Annotated in this window: 20 protein-coding genes; 7 read left to right on the top strand and 13 right to left on the bottom strand. The window is 73.5% G+C overall.

The genetic code is table 11. The annotated features are described in order from the left end of the window. Positions 1–73: 73 nt before the first annotated feature. A complete protein-coding gene (locus ACZ518_RS24640) occupies positions 74–1222 on the top strand; it encodes a glycerate kinase (RefSeq protein WP_469115164.1) in 1149 nt (382 codons plus the stop codon). Positions 1223–1321: 99 nt separating this feature from the next. Here the strand turns inward: ACZ518_RS24640 and ACZ518_RS24635 are convergent, their stop codons facing one another. Next, positions 1322–1924, bottom strand: coding sequence for a cysteine hydrolase family protein (locus ACZ518_RS24635; protein ID WP_469115163.1), 603 nt, complete (start codon positions 1922–1924; stop codon positions 1322–1324). A 113-nt stretch (positions 1925–2037) separates the two neighbouring features. On the opposite strand from ACZ518_RS24635, the gene ACZ518_RS24630 reads away from it, so the two are divergent. Beyond that, entirely contained in the window at positions 2038–3024 is a 987-nt protein-coding gene (locus ACZ518_RS24630; RefSeq protein WP_469115162.1) for a GlxA family transcriptional regulator, read from the top strand. Further along, entirely contained in the window at positions 3021–5822 is a 2802-nt protein-coding gene (locus ACZ518_RS24625; RefSeq protein ID WP_469115161.1) for a SpoIIE family protein phosphatase, read from the top strand. Before ACZ518_RS24630 ends, ACZ518_RS24625 begins: the two co-directional genes overlap by 4 nt. Positions 5823–5840: 18 nt before the next feature. Here the strand turns inward: ACZ518_RS24625 and ACZ518_RS24620 are convergent, their stop codons facing one another. From ACZ518_RS24620 to ACZ518_RS24590, 7 genes are all read right to left on the bottom strand, one after another. After that, the gene (locus tag ACZ518_RS24620) at positions 5841–7910 is read right to left on the bottom strand and encodes a SpoIIE family protein phosphatase (RefSeq protein ID WP_469115160.1); all 2070 of its coding nucleotides are present in this window, start codon (positions 7908–7910) and stop codon (positions 5841–5843) included. A 137-nt stretch (positions 7911–8047) separates the two neighbouring features. Continuing rightward, positions 8048–8527, bottom strand: coding sequence for a DUF3574 domain-containing protein (locus ACZ518_RS24615; RefSeq protein WP_469115159.1), 480 nt, complete (start codon positions 8525–8527; stop codon positions 8048–8050). Between the two features lie 95 nt (positions 8528–8622). Next, positions 8623–9546, bottom strand: a complete 924-nt coding sequence (locus ACZ518_RS24610) for a DNA-binding protein (protein ID WP_469115158.1) — start codon at positions 9544–9546, stop codon at positions 8623–8625. Beyond that, on the bottom strand, positions 9543–10760 hold the full coding sequence (locus ACZ518_RS24605) for an MAB_1171c family putative transporter (protein ID WP_469115157.1): 1218 nt from the start codon (positions 10758–10760) through the stop codon (positions 9543–9545). The genes ACZ518_RS24610 and ACZ518_RS24605 overlap by 4 nt, the downstream gene beginning before the upstream one ends. After that, on the bottom strand, positions 10757–11407 hold the full coding sequence (locus ACZ518_RS24600) for a hypothetical protein (RefSeq protein ID WP_469115156.1): 651 nt from the start codon (positions 11405–11407) through the stop codon (positions 10757–10759). The genes ACZ518_RS24605 and ACZ518_RS24600 overlap by 4 nt, the downstream gene beginning before the upstream one ends. A gap of 480 nt (positions 11408–11887) precedes the next feature. Continuing rightward, positions 11888–13075 carry an amino acid aminotransferase gene (locus tag ACZ518_RS24595; RefSeq protein WP_469115155.1) on the bottom strand — a complete coding sequence of 396 codons (1188 nt, stop codon included), beginning with the start codon at positions 13073–13075 and terminating at the stop codon, positions 11888–11890. Then, on the bottom strand, positions 13068–14081 hold the full coding sequence (locus tag ACZ518_RS24590; RefSeq protein WP_469115154.1) for a DMT family transporter: 1014 nt from the start codon (positions 14079–14081) through the stop codon (positions 13068–13070). The genes ACZ518_RS24595 and ACZ518_RS24590 overlap by 8 nt, the downstream gene beginning before the upstream one ends. Positions 14082–14259: 178 nt before the next feature. On the opposite strand from ACZ518_RS24590, the gene ACZ518_RS24585 reads away from it, so the two are divergent. Beyond that, positions 14260–14742: an Lrp/AsnC family transcriptional regulator gene (locus ACZ518_RS24585; RefSeq protein WP_469115153.1), complete on the top strand. Its 483-nt coding sequence runs from the start codon at positions 14260–14262 to the stop codon at positions 14740–14742. Here the strand turns inward: ACZ518_RS24585 and ACZ518_RS24580 are convergent. The 3 genes from ACZ518_RS24580 to ACZ518_RS24570 all read right to left on the bottom strand — a co-directional run bounded on the left by ACZ518_RS24580 (position 14739) and on the right by ACZ518_RS24570 (position 17641). After that, on the bottom strand, positions 14739–15254 hold the full coding sequence (locus ACZ518_RS24580; RefSeq protein ID WP_469115152.1) for an O-acetyl-ADP-ribose deacetylase: 516 nt from the start codon (positions 15252–15254) through the stop codon (positions 14739–14741). The genes ACZ518_RS24585 and ACZ518_RS24580 overlap by 4 nt on opposite strands. Then, the gene (locus tag ACZ518_RS24575; RefSeq protein ID WP_469115151.1) at positions 15254–16678 is read right to left on the bottom strand and encodes a phytoene desaturase family protein; all 1425 of its coding nucleotides are present in this window, start codon (positions 16676–16678) and stop codon (positions 15254–15256) included. The genes ACZ518_RS24580 and ACZ518_RS24575 overlap by 1 nt, the downstream gene beginning before the upstream one ends. A 138-nt stretch (positions 16679–16816) precedes the next feature. Next, on the bottom strand, positions 16817–17641 hold the full coding sequence (locus ACZ518_RS24570; protein WP_469115150.1) for an inositol monophosphatase family protein: 825 nt from the start codon (positions 17639–17641) through the stop codon (positions 16817–16819). Positions 17642–17769: 128 nt separating this feature from the next. Here ACZ518_RS24570 and ACZ518_RS24565 point away from each other — a divergent pair, with 128 nt between their 5' ends. The 3 genes from ACZ518_RS24565 (at position 17770) to ACZ518_RS24555 (ending at position 21860) form a co-directional block, all read left to right on the top strand. Further along, positions 17770–18843: a S1C family serine protease gene (locus ACZ518_RS24565; RefSeq protein WP_469115149.1), complete on the top strand. Its 1074-nt coding sequence runs from the start codon at positions 17770–17772 to the stop codon at positions 18841–18843. A gap of 204 nt (positions 18844–19047) precedes the next feature. Next, on the top strand, positions 19048–20094 hold the full coding sequence (locus ACZ518_RS24560) for a M4 family metallopeptidase (protein ID WP_469115148.1): 1047 nt from the start codon (positions 19048–19050) through the stop codon (positions 20092–20094). Positions 20095–20285: 191 nt separating this feature from the next. Beyond that, positions 20286–21860 carry a M4 family metallopeptidase gene (locus ACZ518_RS24555; RefSeq protein ID WP_469115438.1) on the top strand — a complete coding sequence of 525 codons (1575 nt, stop codon included), beginning with the start codon at positions 20286–20288 and terminating at the stop codon, positions 21858–21860. A 191-nt stretch (positions 21861–22051) separates the two neighbouring features. On the opposite strand, the gene ACZ518_RS24550 is transcribed toward ACZ518_RS24555, so the two are convergent. Continuing rightward, positions 22052–23032 carry an alpha/beta hydrolase gene (locus tag ACZ518_RS24550; RefSeq protein WP_469115147.1) on the bottom strand — a complete coding sequence of 327 codons (981 nt, stop codon included), beginning with the start codon at positions 23030–23032 and terminating at the stop codon, positions 22052–22054. Positions 23033–23294: 262 nt separating this feature from the next. Further along, positions 23295–26258 carry an AAA family ATPase gene (locus ACZ518_RS24545; protein ID WP_469115146.1) on the bottom strand — a complete coding sequence of 988 codons (2964 nt, stop codon included), beginning with the start codon at positions 26256–26258 and terminating at the stop codon, positions 23295–23297. Positions 26259–26495 lie beyond the last annotated feature (237 nt).

Raw genomic sequence — 26495 nt, 5'->3', positions numbered from 1 at the left:
TGGGCATAGGAGGATCCTCCGGATAAGCTCATGGTGGCGCGACTGCACTGTTCGATAGCAAGGGATAGCAAAGGTGACGGACGGAGCAGTAACTGAGGCCGCGCGCGTGCTCATCGCCGCGGACAAATTCAAGGGCTCGCTCACGGCCGTTCAGGTCGCCGAGCGGGTGACGGCCGGCCTTCGCAAGGCCGTACCGGGCGTGGAGATCGAGACCCTCCCCGTCGCGGACGGCGGCGACGGCACGGTCGCGGCCGCCGTGGCGGCCGGTTTCGAACGCCGGGAGGTACGGGTCACCGGACCCCTCGGCGACCAGGTCACGGCCGCTTTCGCCCTGCGCGACGGCACCGCCGTGGTCGAGATGGCGGAGGCCTCCGGGCTCCAGCTGCTGCCGGCGGGCACCTTCGCCCCGCTGACGGCGACCACGTACGGCTCCGGCGAGGTGCTGAAGGCCGCGCTGGACGCGGGCGCGCGCTCGATCGTCTTCGGCGTGGGCGGCAGCGCCACCACCGACGGCGGCGCGGGCATGCTGGCCGCGCTGGGCGCGGTGTTCCTGGACGCGAACGGCGAACCGGTCGGTCCGGGCGGTGGCGCCCTGGCGTCCCTGGCGTCGGCCGACCTGTCCGGGGTCGACCCCCGCTTCGCGGAGGTGGAATTCGTCCTCGCCAGCGACGTGGACAACCCGCTGACCGGCCCCAAGGGCTGCGCGGCGGTGTACGGCCCGCAGAAGGGCGCCTCGCCGCAGGACGTGGCGGCGCTCGACGCGGCCCTCGCGCACTTCGCGGTGGTGCTGGAGAAGTCGATCGGCGCGAAGGCGGCCGAGTGCGCGGTGCTGCCGGGTGCCGGCGGCGCGGGCGGCATCGGCTACGGGGCGCTGCTGCTCGGCGCGACGTTCCGGCCCGGCATCGAGCTGATGCTGGAGGTGCTGGGCTTCGCCCCGGCGCTGGAGCGGGCCACGCTGGTCATCACGGGTGAGGGCTCCCTCGACGAGCAGACCCTGCACGGCAAGGCCCCGGCCGGTGTCGCGGCGGCGGCGCGGGCGGCGGGCAAGCCGGTGGTCGCGGTGTGCGGGCGGCTGCTGCTGGGGCAGGAGGCCCTGGAGGCGGCGGGCATCCGCAAGGCGTACCCGCTGACGGACCTGGAGCCGGACCCGGCGAAGTCCATCCCGAACGCCGGTCCGCTGCTGGAGCGCGTCGCGGAGAACATCGCCGCCGAGGTCCTCTGACCCGGGCCGCCCGCGGCCCCGGGGCCCGTTACCCCGTGGGGTAGCGGGCCTCGCCGTTTCCCGGGGCCGGCCCGGGGGCGTCCGCCTCCAGGACACCCCCTACGGGGTGTGAGCCGCCGGAGCGGCTTCGAGCAGCTCGGCCGTGGTCACCACGCGGGCGAAGCGGCCGCCCTGGAGGTTGACCGCGGTGGCGGCGGCCAGTTCGTCGGCGGTCAGGGACAGGCCGGCCGGGCCGGCGAGGTCGAAGGTGTGGGTGGCGTCCAGCGGCACCAGCACCTCGTAGCCGAGGTTCCCCGCCATCCGGGCGGTGGTCTCGACGCACATGTTGGTCTGGATCCCGGCCACCACCAGCTGGCGGATGCCGCTCGCGGTGAGCCACCCGGCCAGGTCCGGGGTGCCGTAGAAGGCCGAGTTGACGGTCTTGGTGACCAGCAACGCCTCCTGGCCGCGGCGGGCCTCGACGAAGTCCTTCAGGGCGTGGCCGGGCTGGTCCGGGGCCAGCACGGAGCCGGGCCGCGAGGCGTGCTGCACCAGCACCACCGGGCGGCCGGTCTCCTGCCAGGCGTCCATGAGGGCGGCGATGTTCCCCTCGGCGTCCGGGTTGTTGCGCTTCCCCCAGAAGGAGGCGTCGTCGAAGCCCTTCTGGACGTCGATCACGAGCAGGGCGCTGTCGGCGGCGATCTCGATCGCGTTCTCTGTCATGGCTCCATCGTGTCCGCCCGGCCCCACCCGCCCCAGGGGCCCCGGGGCCGCGAACCGATGGGATCCTGCCAGACTGGCAGTACCACCCTCGAAGGCTCTGGCACAGTGGCTCCATGCAGCGCGTCGCCATCGTCGCCCAGCCCGGGATCCGCAGCTTCGACCTCGCCGTCATCACCGAGGTCTGGGGCCCCGACCGCAGCCGCGTCGGGGTGCCTCCCTTCGAACTGCGCCGCTGCGCCCTGGACGACGGGCCGATCGCCCTGCCGGGCGGGCTGACCCTGATGCCCGACCGGGGCCTCGACTGGCTCGGCCGGGCCGACCTGGTCGTCGTACCGGCACTGGCCGAACCCGCCGACCCGACGCCCGAGCCCGTCCTCGCCGCCCTGCGCGCCGCGCACGCCCGCGGGGTGCCGGTGGCCGCGCTCTGCGCCGGGGCGTTCGTCCTCGCCGAGGCCGGGCTGCTGGACGGCCGCCGGGCGGTGACGCACTGGTGGCTGGCCCCGCAGCTGGCGGCCCGCTACCCGGCGGTGCTGGTCGAGGAGGCCCCGCTCTTCGTGGAGGACGACGGGCTGTGGACCTCGGCCGGGGTGGCCTCCGGGATCGACCTGTGCCTGCACCTGGTCCGCGAGGCCCACGGCGCGGAGGCCGCCGCCGCCGTCGCCCGCTCGATGGTGACCGGCCCCTTCCGCACCGGGGACCACGCCCAGTACCTGGACCGGCCCACCCCGGCGGCGGACCGTACCGCCGAGGCGCTGGCCGCCGTACGGCAGCAGGCCCTGCGCCGGCTGCACGAGCCGCTGGACGTGGCCACCCTGGCCCGCTGGGCGGGCATGTCCCCGCGCTCCTTCGCCCGGCACTTCACCGCGGCCACCGGCACCACGCCGCACAAATGGCTGCTGAGCCGCCGTCTGGACGAGGCCCGCAAGCTCCTGGAGCGCACGGACCATCCGGTGCCGGAGGTGGCCCGGCGCGCCGGGTTCGCCAGCGAGGTCACCTTCCGCCAGCACTTCGGCGCCTCCTTCGGCCAGAGCCCCCGCGCGTACCGGGCGGCCGCGGCCAGCGCTCCCGCGGGCGGCGACAGTGTTAGAAATGGCTCATGACCGGACGTTCGGGTCGGCACAGGGAGAGGCGGCCCGCGAGCCTGCCCGCGCGCCTGTGGCTGGCCCGGAACAGCATCGCCGGCCAGGTCTTCTCCGTCACCGCCGTCATCGTGCTGGTGCTGATCACCGCGGCCGCGCTGGCCCTGGTGTTCCAGGCCCGCTACGACAGCGAGCGGGGCGCCCGGGACCGTTCGCTGGCCGCCGCCGAGGCCTTCGCCCATGCCCCCGGCCTGCCCGCGGCCCTGAAGTCCGCCGACCCGACGGCCGAACTGCAGCCGCTGGCCGAGGGCGCCCGCCGCGCCTCGGGGGTGGACTTCGTCGCCGTCATGACCACCGACGGGATCCGCTACACCGACTCCAGACCCGAGCTGATCGGGCAGCGCGCCACCGGGGACCTCGCCCGCGCGGCGGCCGGGAACGCCTTCACGGAGGTGTTCAGGGGCGACCCGAGCGACGCCGTCCGCGCCGTGGTCCCCGTACGGGACGCGCGGGGCACCGTCGTGGGGCTGGTGGCCACCGGCATCGAGGTGGAGAACGTGGGCCACGCCGTGGAGGGCCAGCTGCCGCTGCTGCTCGGCGCGGCGGCTGGCGCCCTGCTGCTGGGCACCGGCGGCGCCGCCCTGGTCAGCCGCCGGCTGCGGCGCCAGACCCGGGGCCTGGGCGCCGTGGAGATGGCCCGGATGAACGAGCACCACGAGGCGGTGCTGCACGCCGTGCGCGAGGGCGTGCTGATCGTCGGGGCCGACCACCGGCTGCTGCTCGCCAACGACGAGGCGCGGCGGCTGCTGAACCTGCCGCCCGACGCCGAGCAGCGGTACGTCGGCGAGCTCGGCCTGGACCCGCGCACCACCGAGCTGCTGCTGTCGGGGCGGGTCGCCACCGACGAGGTCCACCTCGCGGGCGACCGGCTCCTCGCGGTCAACGTACGGCCCACCGAGCCCTTCGCCGGACGGCCGTCCGGCAGTGTCACCACCCTGCGCGACACCACCGAGCTCGCGGCGCTGTCCGGGCGCGCCGAGGTGGCCCGGGAACGGCTCCAGATGCTCTACGAGGCGGGCGTGCGGATCGGCACCACCCTGGACGTGGTGCGGACGGCGGAGGAGCTGTCGGAGGTGGCCGTACCGCGCTTCGCGGACTTCGTCACCGTCGAGCTGCTGGAGCCGGTGCTGCGCGGGGACGAGCCCTCGCCCGCGGCGGGGGCGCACACGCGGATGCGCCGGGCGGCGATGAGCGGGACGCGCACCGACCAGCCGCTCCAGCCGGTCGGGGACGTGATCCGCTTCGAGGTGCCGACGGCTCCGATGGCGGCGGCCCTGGCCGCCGGGCACGCGGTGCTGGCCGCCGACCTGCACGCGGCGATGGGCTGGCGGGCGCAGGACGAGCCCGGGACGAAGCAGGCCCTGGACTACGGGTTGCACTCGCTGATCTCCGTACCGCTCCAGGCCCGGGGGGTGGTCCTGGGCATGGCGAACTTCTGGCGGGCGGCGGACACCCCGGAGGCCTTCGACGAGGAGGACCTGTCCTTCGCGGAGGAGCTGGGGAAGCGGGCGGCGGTGTCCGTCGACAACGCCCGCCGCTTCACCCGCGAGCACGCCACCGCCGTGGCCCTCCAGCGCAGCCTGCTGCCCCGGGTGCTGCCGGAGCTGAGCGCGGTGGACACGGCGTTCCGCTACCTGCCCGCGACGGCGGGGGTGGGCGGTGACTGGTTCGACGTGATCCCGCTGCCGGGGACGCGGGTGGCGCTGGTGGTCGGCGACGTGGTGGGGCACGGGGTGCACGCGGCGGCGACGATGGGCCGGCTGCGGACCGCGGTGCACAACTTCTCCACCCTGGACATGCCGCCGGACGAGCTGCTGGGCCACCTGGACGAGCTGACCGGCCGGATCGACCAGCTGGAGGGCGGGGAGCTCGGCGAGGGCGGCGCCGGGGGCCCGCGCCTGGCCGAGGGGGCGGAGGAACCGCCGACCGGGATCACCGGCGCCACCTGCCTGTACGCCGTCTACGACCCGGTGTCCGGGCAGTGCACGATGGCCAGCGCCGGGCACCCCGGGCCCGCCCTGGTGCACCCGGACGGGCGGGTGGAGTTCCCCGAGCTGCCCACCGGGCTGCCGCTCGGGGTGGGCGGGATGCCCTTCGAGACGGCGCGTCTGGTGCTGCCCGAGGGGAGCCGGCTGGTGCTGTTCACGGACGGGCTGCTGGAGGACCGCGACCGGGACTTCGACAGCGGGCTCACGCTGCTGAGCGAAACCCTGTCGCGGCCGGGCCGCAGCCCCGAGCAGGCCTGCGCGGACGTGCTGGCGGCGATGCTGTTCCCGGTGCCGAGCGACGACATCGCGCTGCTGGTGGCCGACACCCGGCGGCTGGAGCCGGGCCGGATCGCGGAGTGGGACGTGCCCGACGATCCGGCGGCCGTGTCGCGGGTGCGCCGCGAGGCCGCCGCGCAGCTGCTGGACTGGGGACTGGAGGAAGCCTCCTTCACCGCCGAGCTGATCCTCAGCGAGCTGATCACCAACGCCATCCGGTACGGGAACGAGCCGATCCGGGTCCGGCTGCTGCGCGACCGGGCGCTGATCTGCGAGGTCGCCGACGGCAGCAGCACCTCCCCGCACCTGCGGTACGCGGCCACGACGGACGAAGGGGGCCGGGGCCTGTTCCTGGTGGCCCAGTACGCCGAGCGGTGGGGCACCCGCTACACGGAGCGCGGCAAGGTCATCTGGGCGGAGCTGTCGTCGTCGGCCGGCGAGCCCCCGGTGCCGCTGGGGATGGACCTGGACGCCCTGGAGGACCTGGCCTGGTGAGGGCCGCCCGGCACCTCCTCACGGGGTGCGGGCGGTACGGGCCAGCAGTACGGCCACGTCGTCCTGCGGGGCGTCGGGCAGCAGCCGGGCCAGGATGCCGTCGCACAGCTCCTCCAGCGGCCGGCCGGCCCGGCGCAGGGTCCGGGCGAGGCGGTCCATGCCCTCGTCGAGGTCCCGGTGGCGGCACTCGATCAGCCCGTCGGTGTACAGGGCGAGCAGGGTTCCGGGCGGCAGCGGGACCTCCTCGGTGCGGAACTCCCGCCCGCCGGTGCCCAGCGGGGTGCCGGGCGGTCCCTGGAGGAAGGCGACCCGTCCGTCGGGGGTGGCCACGGCGGGCGGCGGGTGCCCGGCGCGGGCGACGACGCAGCCGCCGGCCGCGGGGTCGTGGACGGCGTACACGCAGGTCGCCATCTCGTCCTCGCCCAGGTCGGCCACGACCTCGTCGAGGGAGCGGAGCATCCGCGCGGGCGGTACGTCGTGGCGGGCGAGGGTGCGCACGGCCGTGCGCAGCTGGCCCATGACGGCGGCCGCGTGGATGCCGTGGCCCATGACGTCGCCGATGACGAGGCCGGTGCGGCCGCGGGGCAGCTGGATGACGTCGAACCAGTCGCCGCCGACGTCGTGCTCGCTGGCGGGCAGGTAGCGGCCGGTGAGTTCCAGGCCGGGGACCTCGGGGAGGGCGCTGTTGGTGAGGCTGCGCTGGAGGGTGAGGGCGGCCTGGCGCTGGCTGGTGTACATGCGGGCGTTGTCGATGTTGAGGGCGGCCCGGGCGACGAGTTCGTCGATGAGTACGCAGTCCTGCTCGTCGAAGGGCTCGCGGGAGCGCAGCCGGGTCACGGCGACGGCCCCGAGGACCTTGCCGCGGGCGACCAGGGGCACCATGCGGGCCGATCCGAGGGTGGCCAGGTAGTCGCGCAGGGCGTCCGCGCGGGGGTCGGTGATCAGCGCGGGGATGTCGGAGACGTACAGGTTCATGGGCACGCCCTCGGCGATGACGCGCTCGTAGACGGTTCCGGCGGGGATCTGGAAGGTCTGGCCCGGTGCGAGGCGGGCGGTGGGGGCGGTGGGGTCGGGGAAGGTGGCGGCGAGCCTGCGCAGCACCCCGTGGGTGGAGGCGGCGGCGACGGAGCTCTCGTCGGGGTCCAGGACGGCTTCGAGGAGCTGTACGTCGGCCGAGTCGGCGAGCTGCGGGACCAGCAGGCCGGTGATCTCCTGGGCGGTCTGGCGCAGGTCGAGGGTGGTCCCGATGCGGGTGCCGGCCTCGGCGAGCAGGGCGAAGCGGGACCGGGCCCGTTCGGCCTCCAGCAGGGCCCGCTGGCCCTCGGTGATGTCGATGAGGGAGGCGATCAGGCCGAGGCGGCGGCCGCCGCCGTCGAGCAGCGGGGCGTAGGAGCAGGACCAGGTGCGGTCGTGGTCGGGGTCGGCGGGGGTGCGGCCGGTGCGGCGGACGTCGACGACGGCGGTGCCCTCTTCGAGCACCTGCCGCATCGTGGCCTCCAGGGCGGCGGCGTTGACTCCGGGGACGACCTCGGTGAGGCGTCTGCCGAGGTGCTCGGCGGCGGAGACGCCGTTCATCCGGGCGAGGGCGTCGTTGACGCGCAGGAAGCGCAGGTCGGGGCCGAGGGTGGCGAGGCCGATCGGGGACTGGGTGAAGAGGCTCTGGAGGGCGGCGAGGGAGTCCCGCATGAGCAGGACCTCGGAGGTCTCGACGGCGATGAGCATGGCGCCGGTACGGCCCTGGGGGTCGGCGGCGGGCACGATCCACATCTCCATGGCCACCCGGTGTCCGTCGCGGTGGCGGACGGGCAGGGTCCCGACGACGGTCTCGCCGGCCTGGACCCGGCGGGTCAGGTCGTCGGCGAGCTCGCGGTTGGCCTCCGGGACGAGCACGGCGGTGCCGGGGCGGCCCAGGATGTCCTCGGGGCGGTGGCCCAGCAGGTCCTGGGCGGCCAGCGACCACTCCACGACGCGGCCGTCCGCGTCCTCCCGCCACAGGGCGATCGGGAGCAGCTCGCGCAGTACGCCCGCGTACCCGACCGCCGCTGCCGGCGGATCGGGCACCTTGCTCGCCGACTGGTAAGTGTCCAATGCACCGACCTCACCCCGAGGGGGCCTAATTCGTACCGATTCACCCTATCCGAGCCCCCGGCGCGGGGCGCTCCGCACGTTCCCGGCGACGGCGGAGGGGGCCCCGGTCCGGAATCGCCGGACCGGGGCCCGCTCCGTCAGAAATCGACCTGGGCGCGGACGTCTTCCCGGCCGACCGATTCGAGCTCCCACATGGTGCAGTAGAGGCGGCGGATGTACTCGATGTCCGCGTTCCGGGCGCGGGCCTCGCGCACCGGGTACATGACCGTCAGCTCGTACGATCTCTCCCGGTTGATGTCGCCCTCCTTGTCACGCCACTGGCCGTTTCCCTCCTGGAGGGTCAGCCCGGAGGGAAAACGCGGCGTGACCACGTCGGCGATGAACTTGTTGAACTCCTCCTCGGTGATCGGCGGGTGCCCGTCGTGCCGGCCGGTGCCGAAGTAGAGGTGCGTCGAGATGTACGGGCTGCCCGTCCGGGCGGCGTCCGCCTCGTCCGACGCCGCCGAGACGGTGCCGGTCCCCAGGGAGGCCTGCGGCGCCGGTCCGCCGAAGGCGAGGAGGAGCGCGGCCGCCGCCAGCAGGCCCGCGGCGGGTGTGGAGATCCTTATGCTGCGCATGCAGTCGTCCAATCAGTCCTTGTGTCGTACGCGGTCCGCGGACCGGCGGGTGCGCGGGACCGCCCGGAGGCGGACCCGGTGCCGGCCCGGGAGGTCTAGGCGGGCAGCGATTCCCGCAGGAAGGCCGCCGCGTCCCGCAGCGGGGCCGGGGCGGCCGCGTCCCGACGCAGGGCCGCCGCCGTCCGGCGGAGGGTCTCGGTGGCGCGTACCGAGCCGATGGCGGCGGCTGCCGGTGCGACCCGCGCGATCAGCTCCTCCGCCTCGCGCCAGGCCCCGGCCCCGGCCAGGGCCGAGAGCAGCTCCGCGGTGAACAGGTGCCGGTAGGAGGGGCCCGGGGCGGTGGCCGCCCGGTGCAGCAGCGGGATGGCCCGCTCCCAGCGGCGCAGCCTGGCCTGGACCCAGCCCTCGTGGCCCAGCAGTTCGGCCTCGTCGATCCACCAGGCCCAGTGCGGGTCCCGGCGGGATACCCCGTCGAGGAAGCGGCCGCGGGCCCGGGCGATCAGTTCCAGGGGCTCCTCTCGGGCCCCGAGCAGGGCCGTCGCGTGGGCCTGCCGGATCAGTACGAGGCCGTCGACGCGGGCGGGGAGCGGCCGGGGCCCGCTCACCCGGGCGGCCGCCGCCAGGGCGGCGCGCGGCCGCCCGGTGTGGGTGGTGAGCATGCTGTGGTTCAGCAGGACCAGCCTCGCCGTCCAGCGGTCGCCGCAGAGCTCCGCCAGGGCCAGCGCCCGCGCGTTCATCCGGCGGGCCCCCCGGTAGCGTCCCGCGTCGAAGAGGATCCAGCCGATGACCTCGCTCAGCTCGGCGAGGGCCGCGAGCCGGTCCGGGCCGTACGCGCGCAGGGCCCGGGGGTCGGCGGCCAGTTCCGGGATCCGCCGCACGGCCTCCCGTACGGCGGGCACGGCGGCCCGCGCGCCGTGCCCGGCGTCCAGGGCCACCAGGCGGCCGATGGTGCGCACGGCCAGCCGGAGCGCCGCCTCCTGCTCCTCGGCTCCCCCGGGCGGGGCGGCCGGCGCCGTCATGACAGCAGGCCGGCGTCGACCGGGCCGGCGCTGCGCTGGCCGAGGTCGTCGAAGGAGGAGGCCACCTTGCTGAGCCAGTCCACCTCGTCGCGGAAGTCCTGGTAGGGGGGCCGCGCGGGGATGTCGGAGACTTCGGACCGCTCGGCCCGCTCCGCCCGCTCCCGTGCCGGGCGGCTGAGCACGGCGCGCACCTGGAGCGCCTCGCCCAGGGGTGAGGTGGGGTCCTCGGGGAGGCCCAGGGAGCGGGCCACCCGGACGAAGTCCTCCAGGGAGAGGGAGGTGCGCAGGATCAGCTGGCCGTCGCGTATCTCGATGACGCGCCGGTAGAGGCGGTAGTGCGGGTCCCGGGGCGGCACCAGGTCGCGCAGCCAGGAGCGGGGCGGGTCCAGGGCGATGTCCGGGGAGGCCTCGTACAGCGCCCACCACAGGGGCCGCAGCCGGCGGTAGGAGGCGTAGCTGCGGGCCCAGCCGCGGGCGCGGGTGATGCGGATGCCCCAGGAGGGGATGGTCCAGCCGGCGATCTGGAGGAGGGCGCCGACGCTGCCGCAGGTCCACTGGACCGGGTCCAGCACGGCCGCGTCGAAGTCCAGGCGGGTACCGGCGATCTGGATGCTCCGGGTGACGCAGTAGACGAGGATCATGCTGGCGCCGACGGTGACGGTGCGCATGCCGACCTTCAGCCACTGCCGGTTGGCCATCGTCGTGAAGCGCAGCGACAGCCGGACCGTCTCGAACTGCCCGATGGCGCAGATCAGCAGGTAGAAGGACATGTAGAGGGCGTAGCTGCCGTGCTGGATGCTGAGCAGGATCGTGGAGGTGGCCGTCTCCGAGTGCGCCACCGGGCCGACGGCGAAGGACGCCACGACCAGGACGGCGAGGGCCGCGGCGAAGAACAGGACGCGGTGGCGCGCCATGCGCCGGGCCTCGGCGGGCGGCGAGGACCAGTACACGAGGACGACCTGCTGGGCGGCCGTCAGCACGACCACGGCGACCTGGGTGATCAGCGAGGTGATGTTCGGCAGGCCGAAGAAGGCGGAGATGTGCAGGCGGAGCTGGTCCAGGTCGACCAGGAAGCTGATACCGGAGCACAGGAAGTAGGTGCACAGCGCCCACAGGGCGATGTCGTTCCTGCGGCGCAGCAGGTCCGGAAGACGGTAGGCGAAGGCCGCGAGGCCCACGAAGGCGCAGACCCACGCGAGGACGGTGTAGATCACGCGGGCCCCTGGTCGGGCCGGCCGAGCCCGCTCTCGATGCGGGCCACGATCTCGGCGGCCTCGTCCGGTACGCCCCAGGCCCGCTCGGTCCAGCGCTTGGTGGCGCGCGCCAGGATCAGCGAGGCCATGGTCTCGGCCTCCTGCTCCTCGTCGTCGCTGTAGCGGGAGCGCATGAGGACGCCGCGGACCGCCTCGGGGTCGACGTCCGAGAACAGCCCGCCGGCCCCGCCGCCGGCGGCGGGGCCGGCGGCGGCGGGCGCCGGACTCCCGGACATGTCTCCGCCCACCGCGCCGCCGAGCTGGTCCAGCTGTACGGATCCGTTGTGGTCGAAGGCGATGTGGGCGAGCTCGTGGGCAATGATGTGTTCCTTGTGCGACGCCGAAGCGGCCTTCTCGAAGGCGATGATGTCGAAGTCATCGGTTTTCAGCCATATGCCGAAGAGATGCCGTTCGGGGAAGGCCGTCGGAATCAAATGGATGGGCCGCCCGCGCTGCTCGCTGAGATATGCGTGCAGTTCGTCGATGCCGCAGCCGTGCTCCATGCCCCACTCGGCGAGCAGACCCTCGCAGGTGTGGCGGACCTTCTTGAGACGGCGCCTGAGCCGCCTGTCCTCCGACGCCGGTAACGCGGAGCCCGGTAACTTCATCCCTCAGTCCTCCGGCGAACCCAGCGGTCGGACAATGCGGCCATGATGCCACACCCCAACTCGGCCCTGCTCAGGGCCAGTTCTATCCGGCCATTCGGTCCGGAATTTCGCCTGCCGATTTCCCTTGACTATGGGATGACGCGGAGGAAAATCGGTGATACACCGGAATACCGGAAAGAGCCGCACCTCCCTCGGGAGACGTCCCGAGGCCCGCGTGACCCTTGTCCAGGCTCTGGCCAGGCCCCCGGCCGTTCTCGCGGAGCCACGGGAGCCATCGGCGACGGCGGATGGCTCATGGCACCTGCGGGACCGCCGGGGACTGTCACGTCCGGGGAGCCCGCGGAGCGGGGACCGCGTTCCCTCACTTCCGCGTTCCCCCGCTCCGCGCGCCCCCGGCGCTGCTCTCCGACCCCGGGCCCCGGCCCTGCTGCCTGGCGCCTGGTGTGTGCCTGCTGCCTGCTGCCCCTGCCGAGTCGGCCGTCAGCGGCCCGCCAGCACTCCCGCGATGCCCCGCGCGAGGCAGGGGACCCGGTCGGCCGGGATGCCCGCGATGTTGATGCGCCCGGCGGTGGTCCCGTAGATCGCGTACTCCCGGCGCAGCCGGAGCATCTCCTGCGCCGTCAGCGGCAGCATCGAGAACATCCCGCGCTGGCGCGCGAGCGAGCGCGCCTGCGCCTGCCACCCCATGGCGGTCAGGCGTGCGGTCAGGTCCGTCCGGTTGGCCTCGATGCGGCCGCGCATCACGTCCAGCTCCGCGCGCCACAGGTCCCGCAGCCCCGCGTCTTCCAGGACCGTGGTGACGACGGCGGCGCCGTGCTCGGGCGGCATGGAGTACAGGGTCCGGGCGGCGTTCTGCAGGGCCGTCTCGGCGTGCCGCACCGCCCGGGCCGACGCGCCGAGGACGATGGCGCAGCCGGTGCGGTCGCTGTAGAGGCCGAAGTTCTTGGAGCAGCTCACGGCGATCAGCATCTCCGGGACCCGCTCGGCCAGCAGGCGCGTGGCCGCCAGGTCGGCCTCCAGACCGTCGCCGAGCCCGTGGTAGGCGAGGTCGACGAACGGGACCCAGCCGTCCCGGGCGGCCAGCTCCGCCAGCGCCGCCCAGTCCTCGGGCTCCGGGTCGGCGCCGGTCGGGTTGTGGCAGCACCCCTGGAGCAGGACGACGTCGTCGCGGCGCGCCCCGGCCAGGTCGCGCAGGACCCCCGCGGCGTCGAATCCGCCCTCGGCGTCGCACCAGCCGAAGGTGCGGACCTCCAGGCCGGCGGCCTCCAGGATCGGGCGGTGGTTGACGTAGGCGGGGTCGCTGATCCACACCGTGGTGCCCGGGCGGGTCCGGCAGATCAGGTCGGCCAGCAGCCGCAGCGCCCCGGAGCCGGCGACGGTCTGTACGGCCGCGGCCCGGTCGGAGGGCCCCTGCGGACCGAGCACCAGGTCCAGCAGGGCCCGGTTGAAGGCCGCGTTGCCGGAGAGCCCGCGGTACTCCTTGGACTCGGAGCGCTCGGCGAGGCGTATCTCGGCCTCGCGGACGGCGGCCATCACCGGGGTGCGGCCGGTGTGGTCGCGGTAGACGCCGAGGACCAGGTTGAGCCGCTCGGCCCGCTCGTCGGTGCCGAACTCGTACGTCAGGTCCCACAGCGGGTCGGTGGGCGGCGGGGCAAGGAGCTCAAGCATCTGCGGGAACCTCGGGGCGGGGGGCGGGACGGACGGCGGCGGGACGGACGGGGGTGCGGCGGCGGTTGGCGAGCACGACGCCGGCGGTGATCAGCGGTACGCCGATCAGCACGGCCGGGGTCGGGGACTCGCCGAGGACGGGGATGGCGAGGAGGACGACGGCGACGGGGCTGAGGCTGCCGACGACGGAGCTGCGCTCGGCGCCGAGGCTGCGGATGGCGTAGGCGTAGAGCAGCCCCGCGCACAGCCCGACCCCGAGGCCCTGCACCACGAGGAACGTGACGATGTCGCCGCCCGTCGCGTGCGCGAGGCCCGTCGGGAGCCCCCCGGTCAGGACCAGCAGCCCGATCACGGCGAAGGAGGGCAGGCACAGCAGGCCGATCGACCCGACGGGGTCGAGGTCCACGTCCCGCAGCCCGACCGTGTAGAGGGCCCACAGGCCGCTGGCCACCAGGAGGGTGCCGGCGCCCTCCAGGACGTCGGTGTCGACGGGGACGACGTAGCGCCAGACGAGGGCGCCCACCCCGGCCGCGATCAGCGCGAGCCCGGCGACCTGGGTGCCCCTGGGCAGTCCGTGGCCGCGGGCGGCCATCAGCGCTGCGACGAAGAGCGGGACCATGCCGGGGACGATCGAGCCGACGAAGGCCGCCGAGGTCAGGGATCCGCCGTGCATGGCGGCGAGGAAGAACGGCACCCCCGCCCCGCAGACGATCTTGATCGCGGCGCCCGGCTTCACGGCGGCGATGCGGCGCCTGCGCCGCCACAGGGCCGGCAGCAGGACGAGCAGCGGGACGCCGAAGCGCAGCAGGGCCGCGTCGGCGGGCAGGAGGGTGGAGGCGCTCAGGCCCCGGGCGCTGAGGGCGAAGGCCGCCCAGATCGCCACGGTCACCAGCAGCGCGGCCATGCCGCGGGCCTGCGGTGACGGTCCGCGCCGGACGGGGTTTCCGGCCGGCGGGACCGCCGTGTCGTGAGGCGCGGCCGCGCCGGTGGTGTTGGTCGCGACCAAGGAATCTGCTCCAGCCTGTGAGAGCGGGCCGGTCCGGCCCGTTCGCGGGCAACGTTAGGGCTTTTGCCGGGGCAGCCGATTGCCAGTTCTGTCGCTCGGACATACGTTTGGGGCAGGATCTGCCAAGAAACGGCGGAGAAGCCCCCCGGAACCCCCGGGAAAGCCCTCGGGAGCAGTCGTGGACGCGGTCGATCTGCAGATCATCCGGGAGTTGCAGGCCGACGGCCGGCTCTCCAACCAGGACCTGGCGGACCGGGTCCGCCTCTCCCCCTCCCCGTGCCTGCGCCGGGTCCGCCGGCTGGAGGAGGCGGGGCTGATCCGCGGCTACACGGCCGTGGTGGACCAGGTGTCCTTCGGGCTCCCGATCACCGTCTTCGTACGCATCCGCCTGGAACGGCACACGGCGGAGGCGGTCGCCCTCTTCGAGGAGCACGTCGCGGTCATCGAGCACATCCAGGACTGCTACCTGATGGCGGGCAGCAGCGACTACCTGCTCCGGGTGGTCATCGAGGACCTGGAGGCGTACGAGTCCCTCGTGCGCCACCGCATCCACGCCATCCCCGGCATCGCGTCGATCGAGTCCAGCTTCGCGTACGGCAGCGTCAAGCAGTCCCGCACCTATCCGCGCCCCACCCCGGGGGGCGGGACGCGCACTCCCTAAGCGGCGTCCAGGGCGGATTCGAACGCCGCGTGGGCGGCGGCGTCGAAGAGGACGAAGCGGACCTCCTCCACCGAGGTGCGGGCGGCCCGGACGGTCTCGATCGCGATGCGGGCGCCGTCGTCCATCGGCCAGCCGTAGATCCCGGTGGAGATCGCCGGGAAGGCGACCGTACGCGCCCCCAGCTCGTCGGCCACGCGCAGGGATTCGCGGTAGCAGGACGCCAGCAGGTGCGAGCGGTCCTCCTCGCGCGACCAGACGGGGCCGACGGTGTGGATGACGTGCCCGGCGGCCAGCCGGCCGGCCGTGGTGGCGACCGCCCGGCCGGTGGGGAGCCCCTTGCCGTAGTGGGAGCGGCGCAGGTCCTCGCAGGCGGCGAGGATCTCGGGGCCGCCGCGGCGGTGGATGGCGCCGTCCACTCCCCCGCCGCCGAGCAGGGAGGAGTTGGCGGCGTTGACGATCGCGTCGGCCTTCTCGGCCGTGATGTCGCCCTGGACGAGGGTGATGCGGACCATCAGTTCGCCTTTCGCAGGTGCCGCCAGACCGCCTTGGCGGCGTTGTGGCCGGACATGCCGTGGACGCCCGGACCCGGCGGGGTCGCCGAGGAGCAGAGGAACACCGCGGGGTGGGCGGTGGTGTACGGGGACAGGGTGAGTTTGGGGCGGAGCAGCAGCTGGAGGCCGGAGGCCGCGCCGCAGGCGATGTCCCCGCCGACGTAGTTGGGGTTGCGTGCCGCGAGCTGCGGCGGGCCGGCCGTGGCGCGGGCCAGGACCAGGTCCCGGAAGCCGGGGGCGAAGCGCTCCAGCCGGCGTTCGACGGCTTCGGTGAGGTCGCCGTCCCAGCCCGCGGGGACGTGGCCGTACGCCCAGAAGACGTGCTTGCCCTCGGGCGCCCGGCCGGGGTCGACCAGGCTGGGCTGGGCGGTGATGAGGAAGGGGTTGCGCGGGGCCCGGCCGCCGGAGGCCAGTTGGAGGGCGGCGTCGATGTCCCGGCTGCCCGGGCCGATCTGGACGGTGCCGGCCCGGCGGGGGGCCTCGGCGGTCCAGGGGACGGGGCCGTCCAGGGCGTAGTCCAGCTTGAAGACGGACGCACCGTACCTGTAGCCGTCGTAGGCGCGGCCGAGACGGGCGATGCGGGCCAGCGCGGTCGGCGAGGTGTCGAAGACGTACGCGCGGGCCGGGGGCAGGTCGTCGAGCCGCTTGACCTCGAAGCCGGTGTGGACGGTGCCGCCGAGGTCGGCCAGGTAGCCGGCGAGGGCGTCGGAGACGGACTGCGAACCGCCGCGCGGCATCGGCCAGCCGCCTGCGTGCGCGGCGAGGGCGAAGACCAGTCCGACGGCCCCGGTGGCGATCCCGTTCAGCGGGGCGATCACGTGCGCGACGAGCCCGGCGAACAGGGCGCGGGCGCGGTCGTCGCGGAAGCGGCGCAGCAGCCAGGTGGAGGGCGGCAGTCCGGTGAGGCCGAAGCGGGCCAGGGTGAGGGGGTCGCGGGGCAGGGCGGTGCTGGGCAGGGACATGAAGTCCCGGGCGAGGGTGTCCCATTTGCCGAGGAACGGCTCCACCAGCCGCCGGTACGCGCCCGCGTCGCGGGGTCCGAGGGAGGCCGCCGTCTCCGCCACGGAACGGGAGAGGACGGCGGCCGTGCCGTCGTCGAAGGGGTGCGCCATGGGCAGCGGAGCGTGCAGCCACTCCAGCCCGTACCGCTTCAGTGGCATCGTCTTGAACACCGGCGAGCCGACGCCGAGCGGGTGCACCGCGGAGCAGGGGTCGTGGCGGAAGCCGGGGAGGGTCAGCTCCTCGGTGCGGGCGCCGCCGCCGATCGCGCCGGCGGCCTCGAACACGGCCACCGAGTGGCCCCGGCGGGCCAGTTCGACCGCGGCCGTCAGGCCGTTGGGCCCCGCCCCCACCACGACTGCGTCAAGAATCGACGGCACTGACAACAGCTCCTTCGTCCGGCGGCGGCCCACTGCCTCCACCCTAGGGGGTGTCGTGTGGATCAGGGCCGGGCCCGGCCCTCCCCCGGACTCCGTCCGGGGGGATCCCCGGGTCCACCCGTCCGCACCCGCCCGCTGCGGCGGTCACGCGCCCCGGAGCAGATCGCGGATCCGGACCGCGGTGGCCTCGTCGCGGCCGACGGCGAACGGGAGGGCGTTGTCCTGGTCCACGCGGAAGGGGACGCCCGCGACGGTGCTCTGCGCGCCGCCCGCCTCGGCGACCAGCAGCAGTCCGGCGGCGTGGTCCCAGGCGGAGGGCCAGGTGAAGGCCAGCGCGTCCATCTCCCCGCGCGCCACCTTCAGGTACTCCAGGCCCGCCGAACCGCACGGCCGGGCGGTGACGCCGGGCACGTCGAGCCGGGCGAGGCCGCGGCGGTCCTCCTCGGAGGTGTACAGGGGATGGGCCGTCGCCACGCGCAGCTCCGCGCCGGGCTCGGGCGAACCGCTGTGGATCCGGCGGCCGTTGACGTACGCGCCCTGCCCGCGCACGGCGGTGGCCATCTCCTCCAGGACCGGGGCGAAGGTCCAGGAGGCGAGGATCTCGCCGCGCAGGGCGAGCGCCACCAGGGTGCAGAAGCCGGGTTCGCCGTTGACGAACTGCCGGGTGCCGTCGACCGGGTCGACGATCCACACCGGGGCGTCGGCGCGCAGCGCTCCGTAGACGTTCGGGTCGGCGTGCACGGCCTCCTCTCCGACCACGGCGGAGCCGGGCAGCAGCCGGGTCAGCGAGGCGGTGAGGTGCTCCTCGGCCATCCGGTCGGCGACGGTCACGAGGTCGTGCGGACCGCTCTTCTGGTCCACCTCGTGCTCGGCGAGCTGCCGGAACCGCGGCATGATCTCCACCGCCGCGGCCTTGCGGACGGCTTCTTCCACCTCGGGCAGGCCATGGGCCAGGAACTCATCGATCATGCCTCCATCACATCACGGCGGGCCGCTGATCCCCACTGCCGGGCGGACGCGGCTACGGCAGGACACCTTCCGGGTGCGGGGCTAGCCTGAAAAGGGGTCGTCCGTGCAGCAAGAAAGGCGGCGGGCTCATGAGGGGACGCACCAGGGGTGCCGTGGCGATGGCCACGATGGTGGTGCTCACGGCCGGCAGCGGTGGGGTGGCGTTCGCCGGCGATCTGTCACCCAAGGACATCTACGAACGCGCCGCGCCGGCCACGGTGCACGTGATCGGGAACTACGCGTCCGGTACCGGGGTCATCTACGACGCGGACAAGGGGCTCATCGTCACCAACGCGCACGTGGTGCAGGGTGCGCCGTCCCTGCGGGTCGCCGTGGAGGACCGGTCCCCCGTACCCGCCCGGCTGCTGGGGATCGACCCGTGCGAGGACCTCGCCGTGCTGACCTTCTCCCATCCCCAACCGGACCTGAAGGAGGTCAAGTTCGGCGACAGCGAGAAGGTCGCGTTCGCCGACAACGTCACCGCCCTCGGCTACCCCGACTCGATCGAGGCGCAGGGTGCGCAGAAGCCCGTGTTCACCACCGGTGCCGTGCAGAACCCGGACGTCAGGGACTCCGCCCCGGACCCGACCCTGCCGCGCTATCCCTCGACCATCCAGCACTCGGCGACCGTCAACCCGGGCAACTCCGGGGGGCCGCTGCTGAACGGCAGGGCGGAAGTGATCGGGATCAACACGCTCTCCCTCGAAGGGGGCGGGGTGCAGGGGCAGTTCTACGCCATCAGCAGTGATCACGTCCGGCCGCTGCTCGACCAGTTGGCCGCCGGCGACGTGAAGAACGACCCCGGCTGGCAGCTGGTGGACCTGAAGAACCCGGACCTGGCCGGCTACTTCCCCGAGGAGGACGCCGCCAAGGTGGCGCAGACGCAGAAGGCGCTGAAGGACGTCGACGGCATGGTGGTCCTGTACACGCTGACCAACTCACCTGCCGCCAAGGCCAACCTGGGTACCGGTGACGTGATCACCAGCATGAAGGACAGTCCCGTCACCTCGCTCGCGGAGGTCTGCGACGTCCTGCAGTCCGCCGCGCCCGGCGAGACGGTGCCCGTGGGCGGCGTCTACTCGCCCATCAACGCCGACGGCAAGGAGATGAAGTCCGGCGAGGCCTGGACCACCGACCTCGTCGTCGACAAGGGCAAGCAGTAGCAGGTCCGCGGGGGTCAGGGCCCGGCCCTGTTCCGCTCCGGTGAAACCGGCGCGGAACGGGGCCGGGCTTCGTGCTTGCCGAAAAATGGACGACAGGTGTGCTCCTGGGGCCTGGTCAAAGGCGCCGCGGGTGGGCAAAGATCGCGTCCGCACCACGCGACAGCGCTTTCTCCCGCACCCCGCGCCCCTCACAGGAGGATGTCCATGCCCCGCACACCCCGCGGACTCATCGCGACGGCCACCGCCGCCGTGGCACTGCTCGGCCTCTCCGTCCCCGCCTCGGCCACCGCACCCCGGCCGGCGGGCGGCGCCGTTCCGCAGGGCCGCGTCTTCATGGTCAACCCCGTACAGTCCTCCGGCGACCAGACGCTCACCGACGCGAAGGACTCCGCGGCGGCGATACCCGCCTCGGCCTACGCCACCGCGGCCCTGCGCAACCTCGACTCCAGCGGGGGCCTTTCGGGCAGATGGGCGTCCGTGCGGTCGGAGACCGGGGCACCCGCGTCGGTCGCGGACGCCGCGCGCTACGACCGCTCCGACGAGCAGTTCGAACAGGTCATGGCCTACTTCTGGGTCAACGAGGCGCAGGAGTACCTGCAGGGCCTCGGCTTCGGCAGCGAGCTGCCCGGCGCCAACGACCGCGTCCAGCCGGTCCGCATCAACCAGTGGGGCGCCGACAACTCCTTCTTCACCGACAAGAAGGCCGAGATCCGCTTCGGCAAGGGCGGTGTCGACGACGCCGAGGACGCCGAGGTCATCGTCCACGAGTACGGGCACGCCGTGCACAACGCCCAGGTGCCCGGCTTCGGCAGCTCGCCGGAGGCCGGGGCGATCGGCGAGGCCTTCGGCGACTACCTGGCGGTGGAGGTCGGCGACCACGCCGCCGCCGCGTACGGCTGGCCCCGCGGGGCGGACCGGGCGTGCGTCGCCGACTGGGACTCGGTCCCGTACAGCGCCGCCCCGCACTGCCTGCGCCGCATCGACGGGACGAAGGTCTACGAGGACCGGGTGGGGGAGGTCCACGCCGACGGCGAGATCTGGTCGCGCGCCCTCTTCGACATCCGCGGCGCCCTCGGCGCCAGGACCGCCGACCGCATCATTGTGAACGCCCAGTTCCGCTTCGCCCCGGACACCGGCTTCCGGGAGGCCGCGCTGGCCACGGTCGACACCGCCCGGAGCATGTACGGCCAGAGCGCCGCGGACGCCGTCACGGCCGCGTTCAAGGCCCGCCGGATTCCCGGCGTCCAGTAGGACCGCATCTCCGGCGCCCGCCGCGCAACGGGCGCCGGAATGCTCTGGTTTCGGCCGTTGAGCGGACATCGATCTCCGCTCTCCGGATAACAGCAGGTCAAATAATTGTTGCGTACCTGTCATTGAGGGGCTGCCCTCTGGCAAGGTCCCTGGTGTCCCCCACGACACCAGGAGAGCGAGTGACCCACTCCATGTCCTCATCCCCCACCTCTCGCAACCGCACCCGGATGCTGCGCACCGCCGCCGTCGTCGCCTCCGCCGCGATGGTCGCGATCGCCGCCCAGAGCGGCGCCGTCAGCTCCGCGGCCGAACGCGAGGCGGGCGCGACCGCCCTGACGCTTTCATCGGGCGACCGCGCCCAGGCGATATCCGCCGCCCAGGGCGAGGCGGCCGGCACCGCACGCGCCATCGGCCTGTCCGACGAGGAGCGCCTCGTCGCACGGGACGTCGTCAAGGACGCCGACGGCACGGTGCACACCCGCTACGAGCGCACGTACGCCGGACTTCCCGTCCTCGGCGGCGATCTGGTGGTCCACCAGAAGAAGGACGGCAGCCGCAAGACGACCAAGGGCACCGAGGCCAAGATCGCCCCCGCCGCCGCCCGGGGCCTCAAGCCCGCCCCGGCCGGCGCCCGGCAGGTCGTGTGGGCCGCCACCGGCAACCCGGTCTTCGCCTACGAGACCGTCGTCACCGGCACCCAGCACGACGGCACTCCCAGCGAGCGCCACGTCATCACCGACGCCGCGACGGGCGCCGAGCTCTACGCGTACGAGGCCATCGACACCGGGACCGGCACCAGCGGTTACTCCGGCACCGTCCCCCTCGGCACCACGCAGAGCGGGTCCGCGTACAGCCTGACCGACGGGGCGCGCGGCGACCACAAGACCTACGACCTGAACGGCGCCTCCTCCACCGCGACCGGCACCCTCTTCACCGACGCCGACGACGCGTGGGGCGACGGCACCCCGTCCAACCGCCAGACCGCCGCCGTCGACGCCCACTACGGCGCGGCCGTCACCTGGGACTTCTACAAGACCGAGCTCGGCCGCAACGGCATCGCCGGCGACGGCAAGGCCGCGTACTCCCGCGTCCACTACGGCAACGCCTACGTCAACGCGTTCTGGTCCGACAGCTGCTTCTGCATGACCTACGGCGACGGCGCGAACAACCAGAAGCCGCTCACCTCCCTGGACGTCGCCGGCCACGAGATGAGCCACGGCCTGACCGCCGCCACCGCCAAGCTGAACTACAGCCGCGAGTCGGGCGGTCTCAACGAGGCCACCAGCGACATCCTCGGCACCTCCGTGGAGTTCTTCGCCAACAACACCGCCGACCCCGGCGACTACCTCATCGGCGAGAAGATCGACATCCGCGGCAACGGCACCCCGCTGCGCTACATGGACAAGCCCAGCAAGGACGGCGCATCCGCCGACTACTGGTCGAAGAACGTGGGCCGGCTCGACGTCCACAACTCCTCCGGTGTCGCCAACCACTTCTTCTTCCTGCTCTCCGAGGGCAGCGGCGCCAAGACGGTCAACGGGGTGTCCTACGACTCCCCGACCTACGACGGCTCCACCGTCACCGGGATCGGCCGCACCAAGGCGTACAAGATCTGGTACAAGGCGCTCTCCACCTACATGACCTCGACGACCAACTACGCGGGGGCGCGCACCGCGACCCTGAAGGCGACGGCCGACCTCTACGGCGCCTCGGGCACCGAGTACCAGCAGGTGGCGGCCGCCTGGAAGGCCGTCAACGTCAACTGAGCCCGGCTCCGTGCGTGGTCTTCTCCCGGCTGAACCGGGAGAAGACCAGCTGGTGCACCGCGCGCCTCGCCGCGGTGGAGGCGGGCGGTCCGGGCGAGGCCGCAACGGCCTGCGCCACGTCCGTGCCGGCGGTCTCCGCGTCCGCCCACGGCTGTCGGTCCGGTGATCGTCCGTGGGCCCTGAACGGCAGGTCAGTCGTGGTCAGGGCCCGCCAGGTTCTTGGTCAGCCACTGCAGGGCGTCCGGGATCATCTTCTTGAAGTCCGAGGTCAGGTGCTTGCCGCCGGGCTGCTCGTAGTACTCCAGGGTGACCGGCGGGGCCGCCTTGGCCATCCAGCTCTTGACCACGCCCTTCTCGTAGGCGTCGGCACCGCCGGCCGTGACCAGCATCTTCACGTCGGCCTTGCCCTGCGTGACCAGCTGGTCGGGGCTGTTGGCCGCCTTCTCCTCGTTGTGGCCCTGCCACAGGCGCGAGTCCGGGATGAAGTAGCCGTCGATCGGCACCGCGGCCTTGTAGACGTCCGGGTACTGCAGAGCGAGCTTGGCGCTGCAGAACCCTCCCGTGGAGGCGCCCATGACGCCCCAGCTGTCGCGGCCCTTCAGGGTGCGGAAGTTGGCGCGGACCCAGTCCGGGATGTCCTGGGCCATCCAGGTCGCCATCTTGGGCTGGCCGGGGATGTCCGAACAGTCCAGCGCCTTCTTCTCGTCGCCGCTGAAGTTCTGCACCGGCATGATCATGATGAACGGGTGGGCCTTGCCCGCCTTGGCCAGCCGCTCGTCCTCCTCCTGGATCGGCAGCTCGCTGCCGGCCCAGGTGTTGTAGCCGTTGCTCTGACCGCCCGCGAACAGGGTCAGCACCGGAAAGCCGGTCTTGGCGTACTTGGGGTCGTTGTACTCGGGAGGGAGCCAGACCCACACCTGGCCGGTCACACCGGACTTCGGGCCGGCCAGTCTGGTCGTCATGACCGGGCCGACGGCGGTGTCCCGGGCCTTGGTCATGGTGGCGGCCGGACCGGTCGGCATCTGCACCTTCCCGGCGGCCGACGGGGAGGCGGCGGGGGCGGTCGGGCCGCCCTTCACCGCCGGGGTCCCCTTGCCCTTCCCCTTGTCGTCCTTGTGACTCCCGCAGCCCGCGAGCGCGAAGGCCAGGGCCACAACGGCGGCGCCGGTCACGGCGGCACGGGAACGGGAACGCTGTCCGAACACGGCGAGAACTCTCCAAAGCGCTGGGCGAAACGCCCCGTACGGAACCGCAGGCCGCGACGGGCAGGGTGCTTGTGCCGTGGCATCTTAGCCCGACTTCTTCGGGTTATCGGACAAACCCGCAGGCGAGGAGGTTCAGCAGCACCGGACCCGCTCCGTGCCGGCGGCCCGGGCGGGGACGTCCCCCGCCGCCACCGCACGCCGGTCCGGCTGAGCCGTCGGCCGCCCCGCGCTACCGGGCGGCGTCCTCCGGGAGGAGGACGCGGAGATCGTCCAGGGTCGCTTCGCGGCCGGTGCGTTCCAGGGCGGCGATGCGGCGGGCGTGGGCGCTCTTGATCTCGTCGAAGAACTTTCTGACCTCGCGGGCGTTGCCTTGGGCGAACCTCTCGGGGTCGGCGGCGATCTGGGCGCCTACCGCCTGGAGAGTGGCGTCCGGGGTCTCGAAGCCGGAACGCTCCGCGTGGTGGGCCAGGATGGCGAGCAGTTCCTCCGGGCTGTAGGCGGGGAAGGCGATGGTGGCCGAGAACCGGGAGGCCAGGCCGGGGTTGACGTCGAGGAAGGCCGTCATCTCGTCGGTGTAGCCGGCGGCGATCACGACGACCTCGTCGCGGTGGTCCTCCATCAGCTTCACCAGGGTGTCGACCGCCTCCTGCCCGAAGTCGGCTCCCGACCCGCCCGGGCGGGACAGCGTGTACGCCTCGTCGATGAACAGGACGCCGCCACGGGCGCGTTCGAACTGCTCGGCGGTCTGGAGCGCGGTGCTCCCGACGAACCGGCCGACCAGGTCGCTGCGGGACACCTCGACCACCTGGCCACGGGCCAGGACGCCGAGGGCGGCGAGCAGGGAGCCGTAGAGGCGGGCCACGGTGGTCTTGCCGGTGCCGGGCGGGCCGGAGAAGATCAGGTGGCTCGGCATCGGGTCGGCGGGGAGGCCGGCCTCGCGGCGCCGCCGCGTGGTGACGATCAGGTCGGTCAGGTCACGGATCTCCGCCTTGATGCCCTCCAGCCCGACCATGGCCGAGAGCTCGCCGAGGATCGTGTCCAGCTGCCCGGAATCCCTGGCCTCCGCGAACCGTGCGCCCAGTCCGCGATCGACGACGCCGTCCAGGTCGTCGGGCAGGAGCAGGACCAGTTCCCCGGGTGAGGGGGTGTCCTCGCGGTCGGCCAGCCTGAGCGCCTGCTGTTCGAGGGCCGCCTCGAAGATCCGCCGGGCCTCCCGCCCGTTGCCGAAGGTCTCGGTGCGCCGGGCCTGCCGGAAGTGGGCCGCCAGCGCGGCCCGGGTCGGTTCGGCGAGCAGGAAGCCGTACTGCCCGGCCAGTCGTTCGAAGATGCCGACCAGCTCGTCCGGGCTGTAGTCCTCGAACTCGATGGTCCGGGAGATCCGCGACTGCAGGCCCGGGTTGGCGGACAGGAACTCGCGCATCTCGGCCGAGTAGCCCGCGAAGACGACGACCACCTCCTCCCGGTGGTCCTCCAGCAGCTTGACCAGCGTGTCGATCGCCTCCTGGCCGAAGTCGGTCCCGGTGCCGAACCGACGGGAGAGGGCGTAGGCCTCGTCGATGAACAGCACTCCGCCGCGGGCCCTGTTGAAGACCGCGGTGGTCATCGCGGTCGTCTCGCCGAGGTGCGATCCGACCAGGTCGGCGCGGGAGACCTCGGTGAAATGGCCGCCGGCGACCACGCCCAGCGCGGCCAGCAGCCGGCCGTAGACGCGCGCGACGGTGGTCTTGCCGGTACCCGGGGAGCCCGAGAACACCATGTGCCGGCCGATCACCGGCCCTTCGGGCAGCCCCGCCGCCCGGCGCTGTTCGGCGACCCGCAGGAACTTGACCAGCTTGCGGATCTCGTCCTTGACCTCCCGCAGCCCGACCATGGCGTCCAGCTCGGCGAGGAGGCCGTCCACCGCCTCGGCCGTCACGGGCGTCTCCTCCCGGGCGGACCCGGTCCGTGCCGGCTCGGGCCGGGCGGGCGGCGCGGCCGACGGTGCCGGGGCCTGCGCCGGCCCGGCGGCCGTCGCCACGGGCGGGACGTCCAGGCGGTCCTCGGCCCTGTTGCCCTGCGCCACCAGCTGCCGGATCTCGACGTGGGAGCCCTGTGCGGTGACGATCCCCGGCCCGGCCGTATCGGTGATCCTGCACCCCTGCAGCACCACCCGCGCCCCGGCGTCGACGGCAATGCCGATCCGGCCGCTGCGCGCCACCCGGGTTCCGTCCATGATCAGGGAGCCGTCGGCCGTCACGCCCGCCCCGACGTCGGACTCCGAGACCTGTCCCCTGACCAGGGCCGTCTTGCCCCCGTCTCCGGCCAGGATCCCGTGCGCGCCGGCCCGTACGACCTCGCAGTCGGTGAGGGTGGCGGTCGACCGCTCGTCCGCCGATGCTCCGTGGCGTTTGGCGTCCCGGACGGTCATCCGGGCGGCGTTCAGCGCGCCGGAGGTCGTGCACCAGACGCCGTCGACCGCCGGGTCGGCGATGAGGAGGTCCTGGACATCGGCCTGCCCGCTGTCGCGGACCACCAGGCCGCACTGCGTGGAACGGTGGATCTCGCTGGCCCGGATGGCGGCCTGCGCGTGCTCCCGCACCAGGATCCCCGCCTGTCCGGTCTCCTCGACCCGGCACTGTTCGATCAGCGCGTTCACTCCCGAGGCCACGAGGATGCCGTGTTCCGCGGCACCCTGTACCCGGGTGTTGCGGACACTGACCCGGCTGCCGTCCCGCAGCGCGATGCCGCAGAGGGAGGAGCCGATGACCTCGCTGCCCTCGATCAGGCCGGCGGCGTCGGAGTAGACGACGGCCCCCTCCCGTACGGTGCTGCGCTGGAGGAAGAGTTCGGACCCGCCCCAGGCGCTGACGGCGTTGCCGGACCTGGCGAGGAACTCGCAGTCCTCCACCACCGCCGTGCCGCCCATCACGGCCAGCGCCCGCCCCGTCTCGTGCCAGTTGCGCAGGACCAGGCCGCGCAGCGTCATATGGCCTTCGACCTGGAAGTTGTACGTGGCGGCCCCGTCGATGACGACCGATCCGCGCCCGCCGAGCGCGTTGATGGCGACCGTGCCCCAACAGCGGAGCCCCTCGGTCCGGTAGTGGCCCGGCGCGACGTCGATGAGGACGGGGCCGGCAGGCCTGGGAACCTCGAGCGCGTCGAGGATCGTCCGCAGGCCCCTCGGGTCCGTCTGCGACACCAGCAACCTGAACATCAGCCCCCCGTTCACCGCGACGTCCCGCGCTCCTGATCGTATGTCAGGAGGCGGGCGCCCGAGGAACCGGTCCGGTCCAGGGGGCCGTCGTCCGGCGAGTGCCGGAATGATCTGCGCGCCGGCGCTGGTCCCGGTCCCCGGCCCTAGGTGTATTGATCACGAGCGTTGTTGACACTCGGCAGGTCTTGAACATGGCGAAGACCTCCGGTGTGGTGGGAGCTGTCTAGGAACCCATTG

The organism is Streptomyces sp. NPDC033966, assembly GCF_055575955.1.
The sequence above is the reverse complement of the archived record's forward strand: the minus strand, read 5'-3'. Positions and strand labels throughout refer to the sequence as shown.